At 62.8% G+C, this 19,637-nt stretch carries 15 protein-coding genes; 2 read left to right on the top strand and 13 right to left on the bottom strand.

Features of this window, described 5'->3' with window-relative positions; genetic code table 11:
- Window positions 1-74: 74 nt before the first annotated feature.
- The 6 genes from CCE89_RS12440 to CCE89_RS12415 form a co-directional block, all read right to left on the bottom strand.
- Window positions 75-257 (bottom strand): helix-turn-helix transcriptional regulator, encoded by a 183-nt coding sequence (locus CCE89_RS12440; protein ID WP_234990072.1) that lies wholly within the window; start codon window positions 255-257, stop codon window positions 75-77.
- Window positions 258-317: 60 nt separating this feature from the next.
- Window positions 318-731, bottom strand: coding sequence for a hypothetical protein (locus tag CCE89_RS12435; protein WP_086438378.1), 414 nt, complete (start codon window positions 729-731; stop codon window positions 318-320).
- Window positions 731-1,888: a tyrosine-type recombinase/integrase gene (locus CCE89_RS12430; protein WP_086438377.1), complete on the bottom strand. Its 1,158-nt coding sequence runs from the start codon at window positions 1,886-1,888 to the stop codon at window positions 731-733. The genes CCE89_RS12435 and CCE89_RS12430 overlap by 1 nt, the downstream gene beginning before the upstream one ends.
- Before the next feature lie 240 nt (window positions 1,889-2,128).
- Window positions 2,129-2,884, bottom strand: a complete 756-nt coding sequence (locus CCE89_RS12425; RefSeq protein WP_086438376.1) for a sulfite exporter TauE/SafE family protein — start codon at window positions 2,882-2,884, stop codon at window positions 2,129-2,131.
- 45 nt (window positions 2,885-2,929) lie between these two features.
- The gene (gene secA / locus CCE89_RS12420) at window positions 2,930-5,689 is read right to left on the bottom strand and encodes a preprotein translocase subunit SecA (RefSeq protein ID WP_086438375.1); all 2,760 of its coding nucleotides are present in this window, start codon (window positions 5,687-5,689) and stop codon (window positions 2,930-2,932) included.
- Between the two features lie 121 nt (window positions 5,690-5,810).
- Window positions 5,811-6,083, bottom strand: a complete 273-nt coding sequence (locus CCE89_RS12415) for a hypothetical protein (RefSeq protein WP_086438374.1) — start codon at window positions 6,081-6,083, stop codon at window positions 5,811-5,813.
- 88 nt (window positions 6,084-6,171) lie between these two features.
- Here CCE89_RS12415 and argJ point away from each other — a divergent pair, with 88 nt between their 5' ends.
- Window positions 6,172-7,398: a bifunctional glutamate N-acetyltransferase/amino-acid acetyltransferase ArgJ gene (gene argJ / locus CCE89_RS12410; protein WP_086438373.1), complete on the top strand. Its 1,227-nt coding sequence runs from the start codon at window positions 6,172-6,174 to the stop codon at window positions 7,396-7,398.
- Window positions 7,395-8,192: an inositol monophosphatase family protein gene (locus CCE89_RS12405; protein WP_234990071.1), complete on the top strand. Its 798-nt coding sequence runs from the start codon at window positions 7,395-7,397 to the stop codon at window positions 8,190-8,192. The genes argJ and CCE89_RS12405 overlap by 4 nt, the downstream gene beginning before the upstream one ends.
- A gap of 36 nt (window positions 8,193-8,228) precedes the next feature.
- Here CCE89_RS12405 and trxA read toward each other — a convergent pair whose 3' ends face one another.
- The 7 genes from trxA to CCE89_RS12370 all read right to left on the bottom strand — a co-directional run bounded on the left by trxA (window position 8,229) and on the right by CCE89_RS12370 (window position 19,547).
- A complete protein-coding gene (gene trxA, locus CCE89_RS12400) occupies window positions 8,229-8,549 on the bottom strand; it encodes a thioredoxin (RefSeq protein WP_086438371.1) in 321 nt (106 codons plus the stop codon).
- Window positions 8,550-8,627: 78 nt separating this feature from the next.
- Window positions 8,628-12,080, bottom strand: coding sequence for a double-strand break repair helicase AddA (gene addA / locus CCE89_RS12395; RefSeq protein WP_086438370.1), 3,453 nt, complete (start codon window positions 12,078-12,080; stop codon window positions 8,628-8,630).
- Window positions 12,077-15,079: a PD-(D/E)XK nuclease family protein gene (locus CCE89_RS12390; RefSeq protein WP_234990070.1), complete on the bottom strand. Its 3,003-nt coding sequence runs from the start codon at window positions 15,077-15,079 to the stop codon at window positions 12,077-12,079. The genes addA and CCE89_RS12390 overlap by 4 nt, the downstream gene beginning before the upstream one ends.
- Window positions 15,072-15,788 carry a nucleotidyltransferase family protein gene (locus CCE89_RS12385; RefSeq protein WP_200810347.1) on the bottom strand — a complete coding sequence of 239 codons (717 nt, stop codon included), beginning with the start codon at window positions 15,786-15,788 and terminating at the stop codon, window positions 15,072-15,074. The genes CCE89_RS12390 and CCE89_RS12385 overlap by 8 nt, the downstream gene beginning before the upstream one ends.
- Window positions 15,785-16,771, bottom strand: coding sequence for an aminoglycoside phosphotransferase family protein (locus CCE89_RS12380; protein ID WP_086438369.1), 987 nt, complete (start codon window positions 16,769-16,771; stop codon window positions 15,785-15,787). Before CCE89_RS12380 ends, CCE89_RS12385 begins: the two co-directional genes overlap by 4 nt.
- Window positions 16,768-17,211, bottom strand: coding sequence for a tRNA (adenosine(37)-N6)-threonylcarbamoyltransferase complex ATPase subunit type 1 TsaE (tsaE, locus tag CCE89_RS12375; protein WP_086438368.1), 444 nt, complete (start codon window positions 17,209-17,211; stop codon window positions 16,768-16,770). Before tsaE ends, CCE89_RS12380 begins: the two co-directional genes overlap by 4 nt.
- Window positions 17,208-19,547 carry a sensor histidine kinase gene (locus CCE89_RS12370; protein ID WP_086438367.1) on the bottom strand — a complete coding sequence of 780 codons (2,340 nt, stop codon included), beginning with the start codon at window positions 19,545-19,547 and terminating at the stop codon, window positions 17,208-17,210. Before CCE89_RS12370 ends, tsaE begins: the two co-directional genes overlap by 4 nt.
- Window positions 19,548-19,637 lie beyond the last annotated feature (90 nt).

The following is a 19,637-nucleotide window of genomic DNA, read 5'->3' as shown; positions in this document are numbered from 1 at the left end:
GCTTCGAGCATCCGTAGCAATGGATACCGAAGCCCCTGCGCCTGTCCCTTCAGCGCGGGGGTTTTTCGTATCCATCAGGCGTTCTCCCGCTCCACCTGCTGGGCCATCCATGCTTCGACCAAATGCGCCTCGTATGCGAGGCGACGCTCCGTCAAGCGAATTGGGGTTGGGAAGCGGCCATCAGCGACCATGCGGTCTAGCGTAGCGCGGCTCAGTGCAATCTTGGCGCAAACTTGCTTAGGAGTGAGGAATTGCATCGGTAAGGCTCCATGTGTTTCCATGGAGCCCGTTTATCCGTTACGGAATCGGACAGCGGCCTAGGTGTCCGACCTTTTTTGTTTGTGACGGTTCCATTGCCGCACAATAGCTTCGGCGCTGCCTAGTTGCTCGCGTTCGCATTGCGCGGCGGCGCTTTGCAGGCTCATTTTCGGTAGCAATTGTCCTATACGAGCAAAGCGCCGTTCTCGCATCGATCCATGCTTAGCATTTGTGAGTGCTGCAGCTTCCTTTTGTGCCGCTGCCACCTTTTTGCCCCGCGCCGCATCGAGCCGCATGCCAGTTTCGATGTAGTCACCGCGCAACTGCCATAGGGCCTTGGCTTCTTCAGCCTTATCTCGGCGCTCACTTTCCCTTAGGTCACAGTTCATCGAAAGCTTTTCGGCTGCCTTGGCACGCTTCTCGCACTCATTGGCGAGGGCTACATACTTTTCGCTCACGCTCTGTTCGGCCATCAGCTGCGCTCCATTTTCATCACGTTGCCGCCTCCCTCGCCGTTGACTGCGCGATCAATTTCAGCCGCCCACACTTCTAGCGCATTGCGCTTCTCCGGAGCGTAGGAGTGGAGCGCATAGACTTGCGCGGTAACGCCCTTCGCAGCGTGATTTAGCACTCTTCCGACAACTGTCTCTGAGATACCGAGTCTCACCATATGCGTTGCCGCTGTACGGCGCAGGTCGTGAAAGCGCCAAGGCTTCAGAGGATCACCCTTGCCCGCAATAAACTTGTCGAGCGTGAGTTTGGTTTTCGCGAAACCGTTGATCGGCTTGTCGCCTGTTGTGGTAAAAACATACTCACCCAGCTGTGGCATTTCGCGCAGTATCGTGACCACCGCATCAGTGAGCGGGACTAGGTTAGCCCTATCGGCCTTGTTGTCCGCAATCAGCCAACTGCCAGCGTCAAGGTTCAGGTCGGCCCATTTCATCTGAGTGACTTCTCCGCCCCTCTGAGCGGTAAGCATCAAGATGCGGGTCCAATGGCCCTCGGGAAAGCCGAGAAGGCCAGCAGAGTGCCAGACGCGCGCAACTTCGCCCATATCCAGCACCCTATCGCGCGGCTTCTCGCTTTTGGGCTTTTCGATACCTTCTACTGGCGAGGCCTCGATCCAGTCGCGTGAAAGTGCATAGCGGAAAATGGTTTTAACGAGAGCGAGGATTCGGTTCGGTAAAACCTTGCCCTCGATCCCGTCGATAAAGTCCCTGATTTCGCGCCGCTTGATCTCCACAATCTTTCGAGCGCCGAACGCTGGCAGAACGTGCTTGTTCAATTGCGCCTCTTGGTGTTGCCAGCGCTTGTTCTTTTCCTTCGCCTTATTCTCAAGCCAATGAGTCGCAACGTCTGCGAAGGTGCGGTCTATCCCGTCTGTCGTGCCCTCCAACTCGATAGAAGCGATAATCGTCTCTGCTGCGCTTCTAGCTGCAGCGAGCTTCATGCTCGGATATGAGCCTAGTTTGCGGTTAACGGTCTTAGACCCCGCGCGCTTGCGAAGGGTCCAGGTTTTCGTTCCACCGGCACCAACGCGAAGGCGAAGGCCCGTCACCTTGTGATCGGGATGCTCTTCTTGGCCTGTCGCGGGTGGCTTGATCGATGCGATACGAGTGTCGGTCAACATCACTGCGGCTCGACTTTCCTTTTGGCTCGCCTGTTACCTGAACGGCAATAGGTAACACTCTAGGTAACTCAGAGTGCGGTAGCATGCAAAAGATGGTAGCAATAAAACGTTGAAAACCGGCATATTGCGGCTCTTGCGAGCCTATGAGAACCGTTCGACAGGACTGTTAATCACTTGGTCGTTGGTTCGAATCCAACTCGGGGAGCCACTTTTCACCCAGATCGCTGATAGTCGCGCCGGTCACAGACCGAAGAGCAATCTCGCGCCGACCCAGATAACCAGCGCAGCGGTCATCCAGCGGATAAGGCGCTGCGGCAGGAACTTCACCGCCATCAGGCTTCCGATCTGACCGCCGATCGCAACCGCGATGAGTAACGGCAATCCTCCTGAAACGGCCGCTCCGAGCATGTCCGAACCATTCTTGATGAGCTGCCCTGCCAGGCCGAATATCGAGTTCACAAAAATGAAGAGGCTTGCCGTCGCGGCAATTGCACGCGCGTCCCGCCAACGCGTCAAATGCAGCAGCGGGGCAAGGAATATGCCTCCACCGATGCCGACGAGACCCGCTAGGTAGCCGAGCGGCGCTGCAATCACCGGCATGAAGCGCGCTATCGCAGACGGCTCCCCCTCCCGGTTGTCGCGGATCGGCAAGAACATCGTCGCGCCCGTCAGCAAGAGGCTCGCGCCGAGCAGCAGCATGAAGCTTTCCTGCGCAATCGGGGTGAGACCACCGAGGAGCGCAGCCGGGGCCGCGAGCGCCGTCACCGTCAGCGCTCCCTTCCAAGGAGTAACCCCGGCCCGCGCGAAGCGCACTGTGCTGCCTGCAACCACCACGATATTGCAGGCAAGAGCGAGGATTGGCAGCAGGCGGTAGTCGAGGCCCGAAAGCGCCAGCAGCGCCGCATAGGTCGAGCCTCCGCCGAAACCGACCGCCGCATAAAGCAGCGCGGTCGCGAAGAACCCGACAATCAGGAGAATGGGGACGGCACCGATCATCTCAGCCCGTCCCCTTCCTGTGTCCTCGCTGCAAACCGTAGCAGATCAGGCGACGGTCGCTGCCCCGTGGCAATGCTTGTACTTGCTGCCCGAACCGCAGGGACACGGCGCGTTGCGGCTGATGTCCATGCCGGCATAGGGGTTTTCGGTGTTCGAACCGCCCGGGCTTGCCGCAGCGCGAGCCGAGCCCGCCAGCGAACCGAAGGTTTCGGGACGCTGTTCCGATCCGTCTCCATCGTCCGAATTGTCGAGTCCGGTAAAGGGATCGATATGCCCCGTCAGGAAGTCGGGAAGATCGGGCAGAGCCTGCTGCGGAGGCGGCGCGGCAGCGCGGATTTCCGACTTCACGAGGATCTTCGTCGTATCCTCACGCAGCGTGTCGAGCATCTTCTCGAACAGGCCGAATGCTTCCTGCTTGTATTCGTTGATAGGCTGCTTCTGCGCATAGGCGCGCAGGAAGACGACCTGACGCAGCGCATCGAGCGTCGCGAGGTGCTCCTTCCAGTGATAGTCGAGCCGTTCGAGCAGGACGCTCTTTTCGACGTGCCGCCAGAAACCTGGTTCCTGTTCGGCGATCTTCTTTTCCATGATCGCATCGGTTTCGGCGCGAATGCGCTCTTCGAGGATCTCGGGTTCGACCTGGTCTTCCTCGAGCCAGGAATCGATCGGCGGAGTGATTCCGAAGACCTCCTCGACCTTTTCCTTCAGCCCGTCGATATCCCACTGCTCCGGGTAGGAGCCCGGAGGGCATGCCTCGCCGACGATGGAGTTCACCGTGTCGTGGCGCATGTCGACCACGACATCGTCCACGGACTCGGATTCCATGATTTCGGCGCGCTGTTCGTAGATGACCTTGCGCTGGTCGTTCATCACGTCGTCGTATTGAACGACCTGCTTACGCACGTCGTAGTTGCGCGCCTCGACCTTCTTCTGCGCGGTCTCGATCGCCTTCGAGAGCCACTTAGAACCGATCGCCTCGCCATCGGCAAGGTTCGAATTCATCATCTTGGCAAAGAGCGTGTCCGGCCCGAAGATGCGCAGCAGGTCGTCTTCCAGACAGAGGTAGAAGCGCGACAGGCCGGGGTCGCCCTGGCGGCCCGAACGACCGCGCAGCTGGTTGTCGATCCGGCGGCTTTCGTGTCGCTCGGTACCGAGAACGAACAGGCCGCCCGCTTCGAGAACTTTCTGCTTTTCGGCTTCGACCTCGGCCTTGATCCGATCGATTTCGAGCTGCTTCTTGGGATCATCATCCGCCATCTCGGACAGCTCGTCGCCGATGCGGAAATCGACGTTACCGCCGAGCTGAATATCGGTACCGCGACCAGCCATATTGGTGGCGATGGTCACGGCGCCAATGCGGCCGGCCTGCGCCACGATATGCGCCTCGCGCTCGTGCTGGCGGGCGTTGAGCACTTCATGCTTCACGCCTTCCTTCTCGAGGAACTGGCTGAGAAGCTCCGACTTCTCGATCGAAACGGTGCCGACGAGCACCGGCTGGCCGATCTCGTTCTTCTCCTTGATCGCCTTGGCGATGGCAGCGAACTTGTCGAGCGTGTTCTTGTAGAACTCGTCTTCCTCGTCGATGCGTCGGATCGGAACGTTAGTCGGGATCTCGACCACATTCATCTTGTAGATGTCCCAGAATTCGGCCGCTTCGGTCGCTGCCGTACCGGTCATGCCTGAAAGCTTGGGATACATGCGGAAGTAATTCTGGAAGGTGATCGAGGCCATCGTCTGGTTCTCGGGCTCGATCTTGACGCCTTCCTTGGCTTCGACCGCCTGGTGCAGGCCGTTGGACCAGCGCCGCCCGTCCATCATGCGGCCGGTGAACTCGTCGATGATCACGACCTTGTCGTCCTTGACGATGTAGTCGGTGTCCTTCTTGAACATGTGGACGGCCTTCAGGGCCTGGTCCATGTGGTGGACGACCTGCGTGTTCTCGACGTCGTAGAGGTTGTCGGTTTCGAGCAGACCCTTCTCGATCAGCAGTTTCTCGATTTCTTCGGTGCCGTCCTCGGTCAGCTGGATGTTCTTGCTCTTCTCGTCCTTCTCGAACCAGTCTTCGGGAATTCCCTTCACCACTTCGTCAAGCGCGACATAGAGGTCGGACTTGTCTTCCGTCGGGCCGGAGATGATCAGCGGGGTCCGCGCCTCGTCGATCAGGATCGAGTCGACCTCGTCGACGATGGCAAAGTTGAAGGGGCGCTGGACCATGTCCTCGCGCGAATGCTTCATATTGTCGCGCAGGTAGTCGAAGCCGAACTCGTTATTCGTGCCGTAAGTGATGTCGGCGTTGTAAGCGTCGCGCTTCTCGTACTCGTTCATGTTCGGCACGGCGACACCCACGGTCAGGCCGAGCCAGCGATAGAGCTGGCCCATCCATTCGGCGTCACGGCGAGCGAGGTAATCGTTGACCGTGACAACGTGGACGCCCTTGCCCTCGATCGCATTGAGATAGGTCGCCAGCGTTGCAACCAGCGTCTTGCCCTCACCGGTTTTCATCTCGGCGATTTCACCGCGGTGGAGCACCACACCGCCAACCATCTGCACGTCGAAGTGCCGCATGCCGAAAACGCGGACCGAAGCTTCGCGTACGGTGGCGAACGCTTCGGGCAGGATGTCGTCGAGCTTGGCGCCGTCATCCAGCATGCGGCGAAACTTGTCGGTCTGGGCCTTGAGCTCCTCGTCGGAGAGCGCCTGGATCTGCGGCTCGAGCGCGTTGATCTGGTTGACGATCTTGCCGATCGACTTGACGTAGCGATCGTTGGACGAGCCGAAGATCGATTTGGCGAGAGAGTTGAGCATGTCGGAATTCCTGTGACGAGATCCCAGGCGGGACCCGAAATCTGTATTTGTAAGCGAGAAATGCCAGTCCGGCGCTGTGGCGCTCGCTGGCTAAACCGGACGGTCTATGAAATCGGGCGCGCTACTCGTGCGCGCGGTCGACACCGAAAAGGATCGGTGGACGAATATAGCGCTTTTCGCGCTTGGCAGGATCGGTCACCTTGCCGTGCTCACCACGAGGGTTTTTCGCGACTTTTTCTTCGCAAGACCGGTGGTCTTCCGAAGCATCGTCCTGCGCATCGGCGGCAACGCCAATTTCGCACTGCAACGCCTCCACGATCGAAGCGTTTGCAGTCGCTCCGATGGCGGAAAGGCCCGTAAGAAGGGCAAAACAGGCGAGAATGCGACTTAGCATCGTGCGGCGATATAGGTCATGCAGCCCCGAACGTCCACTGCGAGAAGCGGATTTACTGTGCGCGCACCTGTGCCTAGAGGTTCGCGCCATGGAACTCGATCCGTCACCGCTCGCCCTGCCCTTCCCCGAAATGCCCCCGATAGAGGGCGTGACGCTGCGCGTCGCAAGGGCGCGTTACAAGGATTGGGGCCGCGCGGACCTGACCTATGCCGAACTGGCCGAAGGGACGGCTGTCGCGGGTGTCTTCACCCAGAGCGCCTGCGCGTCGTCGGAGGTCGAGATGGGACGCGAGCAGGTGAAGCGCGGCGGCGCACGGGCACTGATCGTCAATGCCGGCAATTCAAACGCCTTTACCGGCTATCGCGGACGTGAGGCGGTGGAGCAGATCATGGCGCAGGTCGCCGAAGGGATCGGCTGCGCGCCAGAAGAAGTCTTCGTTTCCTCGACCGGCGTGATCGGCGTGCCTCTTCCCAAGGACAAGGCCCGGGCAGGCGTTGCCGAAGCCCTCAACGCCAAGCCCTGCACCTGGGAAGATGCGGCCCGCGCTATCGGCACCACCGACACTTTTACCAAGGGCGCCCACGCCAGCGCCGTGGTCGGCGGCGAGCGGGTCGAATTGTGCGGGATCATCAAGGGTTCGGGTATGATCGCGCCCGACATGGCGACGATGCTGGGTTATATCTTTACCGACGCCGCGGTGGAGCCGGGTTTCCTCCAGGAAATGCTTTCCCGCGCCAATGGGGCGACATTCAGCTGCATCACGGTCGATGGGGACACCTCGACCAGCGACACCGTGTTGTCTTTCGCGACGGGCAAGACCGGGAATGCTGCCTTGGGATCCTGGGACGACGCGGGAGCCGACGCGTTCTACGCCGCTCTGAAGGATGTCTGCCGCCAGCTGGCACAGCTCGTGGTGCGCGACGGCGAAGGCGCGCAGAAACTCATCGAAATCGCGGTATCGGGTTCGGTGAGCGACGACAGCGCGCGGCGGGTCGCCCTCGCCATCGCGAACTCGCCGCTTGTCAAAACCGCGATCGCGGGCGGCGATGCCAATTGGGGCCGGGTCGTAATGGCCGTCGGAAAGGCGGGCGAACCGGCTGACCGAGACAAGCTTTCGATCGGTTTCGGCGGCACCTGGGCGGCGAAGGATGGCCAGCCGCTCGCCGATTATGACGAAACGCCGGTCGCGAAACATCTCGAAGGGCGCGAAATCCGCGTGGACGTCGATCTGGGCATAGGCAAAGGGCGCGCGACCGTATGGACCTGCGACCTCACCCACGGATACATCTCGATCAATGCGGATTACCGCTCGTGAGCCCGCTCGACAAATCCGTGCTCGAATTGATGCGGACAGTGACCGAGGAAGTTATTCTCCCGCGCTTTCGCAATCTGGCCAGCCATGAAGTCATCGAAAAAGCCGCCGACGATCTCGTCACCGTGGCTGACCGGGAGGCGGAGGCAGCGCTGGAAGAAGGCCTCGCCAAGATCGACCCTTCACTCGCCATCGTCGGCGAAGAGGCCGCGCATGCCGATGCCACGGTGCTCGAAGCCTTGTCCGATGACTGCTGGATCGTCGATCCCATCGACGGCACGCATAATTTCGCGCATGGGCATGCGCCCTTCGGCATCATCCTCGCCCAGGCGTCGGGCGGCGAATGTCAGTCCGGTTGGCTCTACGACTGTCTGTCAGGGCGGTTCTGTCACGCGCATCGCGGCGAAGGCGCCTTCGTCAACGGTGAGGCAACCAAAGCGCAAACAACCGGTCAGGAGCAGCCCATCGCCGCGATTTCGCGCATCTTCCTGACAGAGGAACAGCGCGCGCAGGTCGATAGAAAGCTCGCCCCGCATTACACCATGGTCGAAATACCGCGTTGCGCGGCCGAGCAATATCCGCGCCTCGCGCTGGGCGAAAACGACGTGTCGAGCTTCAAGCGCACGCTGGCATGGGATCACGCGGCAGGCGTGTTGTGGCTCAACGAAGCAGGCGGCAAGGCAGCGCGGCTCGACGGCAGCGCCTATCGCGTGGACGAACAGAGCAAGCCGGGCCTGGTGGGTGCATCAAGCCCGGCTATCTGGGACACATTCGTGGAAAGGGTCCTGGCTGATTAGACCAGATCAGGCTGGCCGAGCCGCCTGACCGAGCAATCAAAGCTCGCTTTCGAGCCAATCCTTGAGCTGGCTCTTGGGAGCGGCGCCGAGCTTCTGTGCAACCGGCTGGCCGTTCTTGAACAGCACCATCAGCGGGATCGACTGGACGCCCATTTCACCGGGAACGCCGGTGTTTTCCATGATGTCCATCTTGGCGATCGTCACCTTGTCGCCCAGTTCCTCGCTGATTTCTTCGAGCGCGGGGGCGATCATCTTGCACGGGCCGCACCAATCGGCCCAGAAATCGACCAGAACGGGCTTGTCTGATTCAAGCACATCGGACTTGAAGCTGTTATCGGTCACATTGACGGTCGCCATCGGTAATCTCCTAAATTCTGTTGCATCCTATCTAGGTAACTTTCGCGCGCACTCAACGCTTGGCACCAAATAGCTTTGCTACGCCTGTGCAAATGCCGCTTTGTGCGTGGTCAATTTCGCTTCGGATAACAGAAATATCTGAGGGGTCTGGGTGTAAAGCACCGCGGCGCGAACGTTGCGCCCGGGGTAAATCGCCTCGAGCGCCGCGACATAGGCCGCCATCTGGCGAACTGTGCTCTCCGGAACCTGATCCTCGGAGGTCGGGGGACGGCGCGCGGTCTTGAAGTCTACCACCGTTACGGAATCGCTCGTCACCAGCAAGCGGTCGGCAATCCCCGCCACAACCTCGTCACCGACCGTCGCCGCAAGCGGCACTTCCGCCAGCGCAGCGGGCGAGAATACCTCGCTGAAGCGCGGATCTTTCAGCACGGCAAGCGCGCGGATGATGATCTCGCTCCGCTGCTCCTCCGAAAGATCCTTGCCCTGTTGCGCCAGCCAGGCGCTCGCCGCATCACGGCGCTCGTCTTCGGCGAGTTCGGGCAAGCGTTCCAGCAGGCGGTGGATCAGCACGCCCCTCCGCGCCGCTTCCCGCGCCTGGTCGGGTGGAAGCGGAGGATCGCTGCCCTGCTCCTCGCCAGCCGAGGATGGCGCGAGCGGGCGCGGCGGACGCGGCTCCGGACCGATCGGATGGAGAAGCCACTGCGGCAGGTCGAGGATCGGCGCGGCCATTTCCGCAGTTGGCTGCGCGGATACCGGCTCCGCCCGCTCGCCCAATTCACGCCGCGCGCCCCACAGAGGGTCCTCGATCGCATCTTCCCCGAAGATCGGCGCAACCCGCGCGTACCAGCTGTCGGGATCGGGACCCTTTCGCTCCTTCGGTCCGAGCGAGCCCCCGATAAACAGCGCCTCTTCGGCCCGCGTCATCGCGACATACATCAGCCGCCAGTGTTCCTGCAGTTCAGCCGCACGCGCCGCTTCATGCGCCTCTTCCACCGGACCGGCGCGCTCGTCCTTGCGAAGGCCCGGCAGCGGCACCGTGCGCCCGCTTTTCTGACCAAGCGGTGCTTCGTCGAGTGACAGCTCACCGCCCTCGCCCGGTTTGCCTGTGGCATCGGCGAGAATGACGATCGGCGCTTGCAGCCCCTTCGAGCCATGCACTGTCATCACCCGGACAAGGTCCGGTGCCTCACCTGCATCGCGCTTCAACTCGCCCTCACCCGCGTCGAACCACTGAATGAATCCGGCAAGGCTCGGCGTGTGCAGCGCTTCGTAGGCAAAGGCGGCGTTCACAAGCTCGTCGATCGGATCGCCCGCTTCTCGTCCGAGCCGCGCCAGCAGTTTGGCGCGCCCGCGCCACGGCCCGACAAGCATCCATTGGAGCAGCGCCTCCGGCGTATCGAAATCTGCACGCGCCAGCAGTTCGCGCAGTTGCGCCACCGTCGCCGCGACCTTCGGCTCGTCACTCTTGCGCAGATGATGCCATAGCCGCACGCCCTCTGCGCGCGGTACATGGGCGAGCAGATCGTCCTGGTTCCATCCGATCAGGGGGGAGGCGAGCAAGTTGGCGAGGTTCAGATCGTCGAGCGGTTGCGAGGCAAAGCGCAAAGCCGCCATCAGGTCCTTGACTGCCAAAGGCGCGCCGAGTCTTAGCCGGTCGACACCTGCCACGGGCACGCCCTTGGCATGGAGGCGGGCAACGATGAGCGAGGCGAGTTCCCGCCGCTTGCGCACCAGTACCATGACATCGCCAGCGCTGGCATTGCGTTTCTCGCCCTTTTCTAGCGCGAAGGGTTCAGTGCCGTCGGTCCAGCGTTTGACTTGGCGCGCAATCTTGTCGGCGAGCAGTCGATCGTGACGCGAGAGCCAGTTCTCCTCGCCCTCCTCGCTTGCATCGTCCTCGCCATCATGGACGGGGTTCCACAGGGTGACGAGACCGGCGCGCAACTGCCCGACATGCGGTTCAAAGACCTTGAGGCCGAGCGCAGTGTGTCCGACCGCATCGACCGCGCGATCGACAAAGGCGAGGACATGGTGCGATGTGCGGAAGCTCTGGTTGAGGCTCGGTTCCCGCGGCACACGCGCGGAATTGCGGCCGCGCACGGAAGCGGCATTCTCCGCCGCGCCCATCATCGCCGCTTTGACCCGCTCCTTCGCGCGCTCGAAATTCTCGGGACTGGTTCCCTGGAAGCCGAAGATCGCCTGCTTGTAATCGCCCACGGTGAAGATCGTGCGAACCTTGCCGGAAGCAGCGCCCTCACCCGCGAAGAAATCATCGATCAGCCCGTCGATGATCCGCCACTGTTCCTCATTGGTGTCCTGCGCCTCGTCGACGAGAATGTGGTCGAACTGGCGGTCCAGCTTGTAGCGGATCCAGTCGGCAGCGGCCTTGTCGTTGAGAAGGCTGGCGGCGCGCTGGATGAGGTCGTCGAAATCGAGCAGCCCTTCGCGGGTCTTGGCCTCGTCCCATTTCAGGGCGAATGTCCTGCCGAGCTCGAGCGCGGGAGCAACAAAATCGGCGAGGTCGAGCAATGCCAGGTAATCGCGGATAAGCGCAATATGCTCCTGCACCCGCTCGATAAACTGCCCATAGTCGGGATCGCGTTTCAACACGTTCGCAAGCTGTTTCGGCGCATCGGTGGTTTTCGTGAAAAGACCGAAATAGAGGTCGTCGATCCGGGCCGCGCGATCCCGTGGCGAGAGCGCGAGCCACGTCGCGATTGCCTCGCTTCCTTCGCTACCGGCCTTCGTGTTCCACTCGGACAGCGTTTGCCAGCAACGCCGCAAGCTGACCGTGTCGAACGTGTCGTCGTCGCACATCTCGGCAACATGGGAGAGGTCCGCATCGCTTGGAAGTCCGAGCAATTGCAGGACCTGCGGCTTCATTGGAGGCTTCCACGCGCTCTTGCCGAACCACATGTCGTGTGTGCGAGCACAGCGCATCAGCCACGCCTTGAGCGCGTCAGGATCCTTGCGACAGGTGAAGAGGCTGACGGCATCGAGCGCCACCTTGTCGGAGGTTCGCTCGGCCTCGACCAGCATGTCGCTCAGCACTTCGCGGGAGAGCAATTCGCGCTCGCGATCCTCCATCGGGCGTGCGCCGGGAATGAGTTCGGCCTCGCTCGGAAAGTTGGCCAGCAGCCATTGCGAAAAGGCATGGATCGTATCGATCCGTAGCCCCCCTCCGGGGCAATCGAGCACACTCGCAAAAAGCGTCCGCGCGCGGGCACGCGTTTCAGGCTCGCTCGCCGCGCCGAGATGGCCTAACTCGGTAGCGAGCGCTGTGTCGGGGAGCCGCACCCAGCGCGCCAGCACCTCGTTGATCCGGACAGCCATCTCCGCAGCGCCCGCCTTGGTGAAGGTCAGACAGAGGATTTCCGACGGATCGACATCGGGTTGCAACAAGAGTCGGAGAACGCGCGCAGAGAGCACCTGCGTCTTGCCCGTCCCTGCCGAGGCGGAAAGCCACACGCTTTCCTGCGGGTCGACCGCATCACGCTGCTGGCCTTTGAGGGGATAGACCGCACCGCTCACTGTCCGGCCTCCTCGATATCGGCGAGGAAGATCTGCCATTCCTCAAGCCGCATCAATTGGTCATAATCGGTGTATCCCGGATAGTCGGGGTTTTCCTTGGCGAGGAAAGGATCGCGGCCCTTGATGAACCGTCGGATCGCTTCCTTCAGATAGCGGAGGTGCTCGGGGAGGAACTCCTCCGGCTCGAGACCCTTCTGCTGATTGCTACGCTTCACCGGATCGCTGACATAGCCGAACCCGTCTTCCTTGTTGCGCGACAGCGACCAGTACTCGAACGCAGTCGCTTCGCCCGTAAGTCCATCGAAATCACCTTCACGCGCGATCAGGCCGAGAAGCCCAAGCTGCAGGGCGAACCCTGCCGCAACCTGCGATCCACCGGGCGGCTTGCCGGTCTTGTAATCGACGATCGCGAGCGTCCCGTCATCGAGCCGGTCGATGCGGTCGGCGCGGCCATAAACACGCACACCATCGACTTTCATCGCGCCCTTGGCCTCGACCGCGAGCACCTCTCGGCCCTCGTATCGATTGATCTCGGCTTCGATCCATTCGAGCGCTGCGAAGAGACGCGGCTTCCACAGGCCCAGCACAACCGGGTGGAGATGGTTCGCCGCCAGCACTGCCTCCGCCACCGGGATAATCGGCGCCTTCGGGTCGGACTTTCGCGCCTTGTGCCATTCTTCGAGCACCTTATGCGCGAGCGTACCCTGAAGCGCGGCTGTCGCCTCGGCATCGAGCGCGTCAAGCGGGCGCAGCGCAAGGATCTCGGCGGCGTAGAACTGGAACGGGTCGCCCAGCAGCGGGTCGAGTCCGGTCACCTTGATCGGCACATTGCGCAGATCGGGCTCGGGATCGGGCGCAGGCCGCTGGTAGGCCGCGATCTCGTCGCGCCGCGCATCGATCTCGGCGGTGAGCTTCGGAGCCTTTGTCTCGCGATGGTCCCTCGCCTGCTCGCCCAGCAACGCCTCGATCCTCAACAGGAAGCGCGAGGGGATCGTTGGGCCGTCCATGTCACGCTGGGCGCGAGACAGCACGACCTCGGGCGCACCCAGCGCGCCCGCGAGGTCATGCGCGGAAAGGCCAATGCGGAACTCGGCCGCAGGCACACCCAGAGCGCGCAGGATCGCCGGGGCAAGCAAGGGATCGCTGCTCGACACACCGGGCCAGGTCCCTTCGTTGAGACCGGCGCAGATTACAAGATCGGCCCGCGTCATGCGGCTTTCGAGCAGACCGTAGATCGCAACACGCGGGTGTCCGCCATAGGGCGGTCGGACCGCGATCTGCTCCATCGCATCGCTCAGCGCGGCATGGAGATCGCTCGTGGCGATCGTGGTGCCGCTGTCGCGCGCGTGCTGCCGCAGATCCTCCACGAAGCGAGAAAGCGCGCGGCCATCCTCCTGCGACCACAGCTCTTCCCCGGCGAGCTTTTCGGCTAATTCGACCAGACAATCGAGCGCATTCGCGAGCTCCGTCCGGTCTCCGAATCCGGCACAGCTTTCGAGCAGTGGCGCAACTTCGTCCCACCAGTCGGCGACCTTCGCCTTTGCCGCGATCTCGCTCAAATTCTCCAGCCCCGGCGCCGGTCGCGGGCCGCGCAGCCTACGTTCGAAGGCCCGCAGGTTTTCGAGCCAGGCGCGCCGATCCTCGCCGCGCTTCACCAGCGGATGGGCCAGCGCCGCAATCAACGGCACGGGTGAGACATTCTCGCTTGCCAGTTCGGCTAGCTGAAGCAGGAAACGCCCCGCCGGAGTCAGATTAAGCGGCCGCCCAGCCGTATCATCGGCGACGATGTTCCAGCGTTCGAGGTGCTGAATGACGCGGCGGGCCAAGGCGCGGTCGGGCGTGATCACCGCGACGCGCCGCTCGGGAACCTCCAGAGCCTCGCGCACAAGAACCGCAATCGCCTGCGCTTCGGCTTCTGTATTGGGCATGGTGAGCAGTCTGACGCCCGAAAGCCTGCGCTTTTCAGCCGGCAGATCGACCCACACCTTGCTCGCCTCGGCAGGCAGGAAGAGCGAGGAGATCGCGTGGCTGCGCTCCCACAGGGCGGCTCCGATCCCCTTGCGATGCCACGGCTTCACCTCAGCGCGGTTCACGCCCATGCGATTAAGCAGCAGTTTGAGATGATATTGCGGATGGGTCAGCGCGTCGGAGCGGGCGAAAACTTCGCCATCGGGGTCGGGTGACTGACCGGCCCGGCCCAGTTCCTCCCAGGCTGCATCATCCATCGCGAGATCGAGATCGGGCAGGATCACAGAGCCCAGCGGCAGATCCGCAATCACGCGAAGCATCTTCGCGAGCGCGGGTGCGGCACTGGTTACGCCTGCTGCAACGATCGGCGTATCTGGCGGGCTTTCCCGCCATTTCCTCGCCGCGCGCTCGAACAGCAGATTGCGGCGCGTAGCGGTATCGACCTCGCCACGTTCCTGCAGGGTCGCCAGCCAACGCGCCTGAACCCGGGCGAACAGCTGAATGCTCTCGCGCCAATGGTCCGAGAGGCTTCCGACCAGCAGGTCCATCACGCGCGGGCTCATCAGGTCTTCGGGAGCGACCTGCTCGACCAACAAGCGGTCCATCGTTGCGGCGGTTTCGCGCGCAAGCCGCAACAGCCCGGCATCTCCCGGCACGGTGCGACCAAGCGCCTCCATCTCCTCGCGGAGCAATTCCGCCAGCTCAAGCCAGCGCCGCGTCGGCTCGACCGCGGGCGGAATGTCGCTCGCGCCCAGTGGATCGATCAGCGGCCCGAGCGTTTCGTCGAGGTCGAGATCGCCGACCAGCGCCATGCGCGGCATCAGCATTCCAGCCCGTCCTTCTTCCCCGTTCAGCCGGATGAAGGCTTCTGTGAGAGTACGCGCCGCTCGGCTCGACGGCAGCAGCAACGTGAGACGCGAGAGGCCGAGCTCCGGATCGGCGAATCGCGGAACGAGACCCGCCACCAGGGCGTCAGCGAAACCGCGATGCGCGGCAATCGAATAGACGGAAGGGTCGGGCCTGCTACCCACGCTTCAGGGCGTTTTCGGTCGGCTTGATGGCTTCGGGCGTGCCGACCTCGAACCATTGGCCGGTGAAGGAGGTGCCATAGAGGCGTCCTTCTTCGATCGCGCGGCTCCACAGGACATTGGTCGAGAATTTGCCCTCGGGCGCGTCGCGCAGCAGCCGATGAGACACTAGCTGGATGCCGGTGTAGATGAAGGGCGCGATGCGGCCTGGCTTGCGGCGCGACAATCGGCCAAGGCCGTCCATGTGAAAATCGCCCGGGCCGGAGAAGTTGATCGCGCGAGAGTGCGGCACCACGAGCAGCAGCGCGTCCATCGCCTCCGGATCCCAACGGCGCGAAAGGTCGTAGAAACCACTGCGCGGCCCATCGAGCCAGATATTGTCGGCATTGAGACAGAAGAAGGGGTCGGGAAGCTGATCCTGCGCCTTGATCATCCCGCCACCCGTTTCGAGCAGTTCCGCCCGCTCGTCCGATATCGCGATTTCGGGCTGCTTGCGCTCCTTGAGATGGGCCTCGAGCGTATCGGCGAGGTAATGCACATTGACCACCGCCCTACCCACGCCCGCTTCTTGCAGCCGGTCGAGCGCGTGATCGATCAGCGGCTTGCCCGCGACCCGTACCATCGGCTTCGGCTGGCTCGCGGTGAGCGGGCGCATGCGCTTGCCCAACCCCGCTGCCATGACCATTGCAGTGTCGGAAACGAGATCGCTCAAGAGATTGTGCCTCCACCCGATGTGCGCAGTTCGGTCGGAATATTTGCATCGAACCAGCGCGCCACCGGAGCCAGCGCGGGATGCGCCAGATCGCGCTCCATCGCGTTCCAGACGCGCGGGATCATGTCGAGATAGCGCGGCTTCCCGTCGCGCTTGAAGAGCCGCGTGAAGATGCCGACGATCTTGGCATTGCGCTGCGCGCCGAGCCGCGCGTAATCCGCCTCGAAATCAGCGCCCGCATCGACCGCGCCGAGATAGCGGTCGAGCATGGCGCGCTCCAGTTCCTCCGAAACGTCGCGCCGCGCGTCCTGCAACAGGCTGACAAGATCGTAGGCGGGGTGGCCGACGAGCGCGTCCTGAAAATCGATCAGGCCCTGTTCCGCACCCTGTCGCGGATCGCCAAGCAGCATGATGTTTTCCGCATGATAATCGCGCAGCACGGTCACGCCGGGCTGCTGGCGTTCCATCATGGGCGAAAGCGCCTCGTCCCACGCAGCACGATAAGCCGCTGCATCGACCTCCAGCCCCGCCGCGGGCGCATACCATTCGGTGAGCAGGTCGGTTTCGCGCTGGTAAGTCGCCATGTCATAGGGTGCGAAAGGACCCGGCGGCTTGGCATGGAGTTCGACCAGAGCGTCGATCGCCCCCGCATAGGCGGCGTGTTCGGCATCGGGATTGTCGTCGAGCCAGTCGCGCATCCGGTCATTGCCGAAATCCTCCAGCAGCACCCAGCCCTCGCGCGGCTCGGCGGCGTAGATGCGGGGGGCACGAAGGCCGAATTCGGTCAGCCAATTTCCGACGGTCAGGAAGGGCTGCGGGTCTTCATGCGGGGGAGGCGCATGCATCAGCATCGCCGGCTCGCCGTCGCGGTTGAGCCGAAAATAGCGGCGGAAGGAGGCATCTCCGGGAATGGGGTCGATCGCCGCATTCTCCCAGCCCGCGCTTTCGAGAAAATCGCGCAATCCGTCAGGCAGTTCGCTCATGGCATACGCTCTAGCCAATCGGCTCCACCATGGGCAATCGCGCTTCGCCCTTCTTCCGCAAATTCCAGGCCAATCGACAGGCATTGCGCTTCATCCGCGAAGCCGCCCGCATGATCGGGCCATTCGGCGATCAACACTGCCCCTTCGCGATAGTCGTCGAGACCGATCTCCTCGGCTTCCGAAGGATCTTCCAGCCGGTAGAAGTCTGCGTGCACCGCCGGGATTCGCATCTCCGGACCGTCATAAGTCTCGATGATCGTGAAGGTCGGCGACGGCACCTCGCCCCGATGGCCCAGCGCGTGCAGGATCGCGCGGGCAAGCGTCGATTTGCCCACACCCAGATCGCCGCTCAGTGCCACCACATCGCCGGGCTGGACCCGCGCGGCAATCCGTGCGCCGAGCGCTTCTATGGCGGCCAGATCGGGAAGTGCGATTGTCACGGCAGGCGGATCATCGCAGTGGTGCCTGCGCCTTTCTCGCTTTGCAGCGTCAGCGTGCCGCCATGTGCTTCGACCAACTGCCGAGCCAGCGGAATACCAAGGCCCTGTCGCCGCTCGAGCGAACCATCTTCCTTGGCCCGCATCCCGTCGAGCGCCCGCGATAGCTCTTCGTTCTCCATGCCCGAGCCATTGTCGGAAATCACGATCCGCGCACCGCTCTTGCCCCTCGCGATGTCGACGAGGATCTTGCCGCCCTCGCCCGTCGCGCCGATAGCATTGTCGAGCAGATTGCCGATCGCGCGCCCGAGCTGGCGCTTGTCGGCTTCGATCGAGCCGCCCGCATTGCCACGGAGATCGAGCGACAGCCCGCCATCGAGAATGGCCTTTTCCCGGCTCCGCACGACTTCGGTAACGAAGGGCAACAGCTCCACGCGCTCCAGGTTGAGCGGCAAAAGACCCGCCTCGCTTTGCGATAGGTCGAGCACGTTCTCGACCTGCTCGGTCAGCCGCCCGACCGATTCGAGGATCGCATCGGTATACTCCTTGAGCTGATCGGACACTTCGCCCGCTGCGCCGCTCTGTATCAGCTCGGCAAAGCCGCCGATCGAAGTCAGCGGCGTGCGGAACTCGTAGGACATGTTGGCGAGGAAGCGCGCCTTGACCGCATCTGCTTCTTCCAGCGCGATATTACGTTCGCGCAGCGCATTCTCGGCCTTCTGCGAATCGGTGATGTCGAGCACGGTCAGCAGGCCGTTGCCGTCGGGTAGCGGGACCCCGGCGAACTCCAGCGTGCGCCCATCGGCCAGCTCGATCCGCCCGCCCTTCTCCTGCCGATCGAGCGTCGCAGCGCGAATGATCTCTCCGATCACCTTGGCCCTCGCCGGACGCGCGAGATTGGGCGCGATGAGCTTCAGCAGTTGATCGGCACTGGGATGTGAATCGAGCTCGTCCTCATCAAGGCCCCAGGTGCCGGCAAAGCTCCGGTTCCATAGTTGCAGCGAGCCATCGGGCGCGAAGACGGCGAGCGCCTCGAACAGGCTGTCGAGCGTCGCGGTTCGCGTGCGGAGCAGCGTGTCCCGCGTGGCCGACAGCGCGAGTTGTTCGGTCCGGTCCTCTGCAATCAGGACAAGACCACCGTCGGGCATGGGCTGCGCAACGATGCGCAGGTGGACTCCGCCTGGGAGCGGCCAGGCTTCCTCCTGCGTGTCGCGTGTTCCGAACCAGGCGAGGTGCTCTGCCCGCCATGCAGGAAAATCGCGGACCTCGGGAGTGCGGCGCTTTTCACGCGCATCGCTGAGGAAGCGGTCGAACGGCAGCGCATCGGTGATCGCGCCGAAAGAAAGGTCGAACTGGCGCAGGAACGGCTTGTTCGCAAAGACGAGCTTCTGGCTCGCATCGAATTGCGCGACGCCCAAGGAAAGCTGGTCGAGCATGGCGCGCTGCGCCTCGCGGAAGGCGCGGAACTCGCGCGCCTGCTGCTCCATTTCCTCGATGTCGATGGCGTAGCCTGCCACGCCCTCGCTACCCAGCGGCAGGTCGCTGACCCTGTAAGAGCGGCGCTGGCCATGAGTAGTAGCGGGAACGATCCGTTCTGCCGCCAGACCCTGCTGCGCCGCCTGTTGCGCAATCTGCGCCGGCCCCAAACCGTCGATTTCCTCGATCAACTCGATCTGTTTGGAGACGACCTGTTCGGCATCCTCCGCGTCGACTGCCTCGACATATGCCCGGTTGACGAGGCGCAGGCGCGCATCGGGACCGCGGAACCACATCGGCATGGGTGCCGCTTCGATGAGGCCGACAAGCGCTGCAAAGTCGCCTTTCGCGCGCGTCGCTTCTTCACGCAGTTCGGACAGTTCCGCCTCGCTCTCCGAGAAATCGAAGATCCAGACTTGTGCCGAACCGCCGGGGGAAACCGCCGGATCGGCGAGCGAACCCCGCAGGGCGAGACTTCGTTTTGAACCAGGCGGCGTGATCGCCATACGAAAGGGGGCCGCCGATTTCTGCGTCGCCTTGATCGCATCGGAAAGCTGTTCGAGCTGTTCGGGTGACAGGCCCTTGCCTTGCCCCCCGGCAAGCTCGCTCAAATACTGGGGCTTCTTGTCCAGGCCGAGCCAGCCCGCCAGTTTCTCGGGCGCTTCAACCCTGCCGTCCGCGCGAACGAGCAGCGGAACGGCGGGTGCTTCGTCCAGCAGTTTGCTCATCCGCCGTACGCTGGTTCGCAGAGCATCCAGCCGGCGCAATTTTCGCGAAGAGCGCAGAATGATCGCAGCCGCACCAAGCGTCCATGCCGCCAGGATAAGGCCGATCAGCGCAATGGCGGTGGGCGAAAGTTCCATGGCATCCAGCTATGCGCCGCGCCGCCGCGATGCAATGGCCCCAAACGCGAAAAGCCCCCGCAATTGCGAGGGCTTTCCCCTAGTTTCGGT

Origin of the sequence: Altererythrobacter xiamenensis, assembly GCF_900177715.1 — a bacterium.
Lineage (GTDB): Bacteria > Pseudomonadota > Alphaproteobacteria > Sphingomonadales > Sphingomonadaceae > Erythrobacter > Erythrobacter xiamenensis.
The sequence above is the reverse complement of the archived record's forward strand: the minus strand, read 5'-3'. Positions and strand labels throughout refer to the sequence as shown.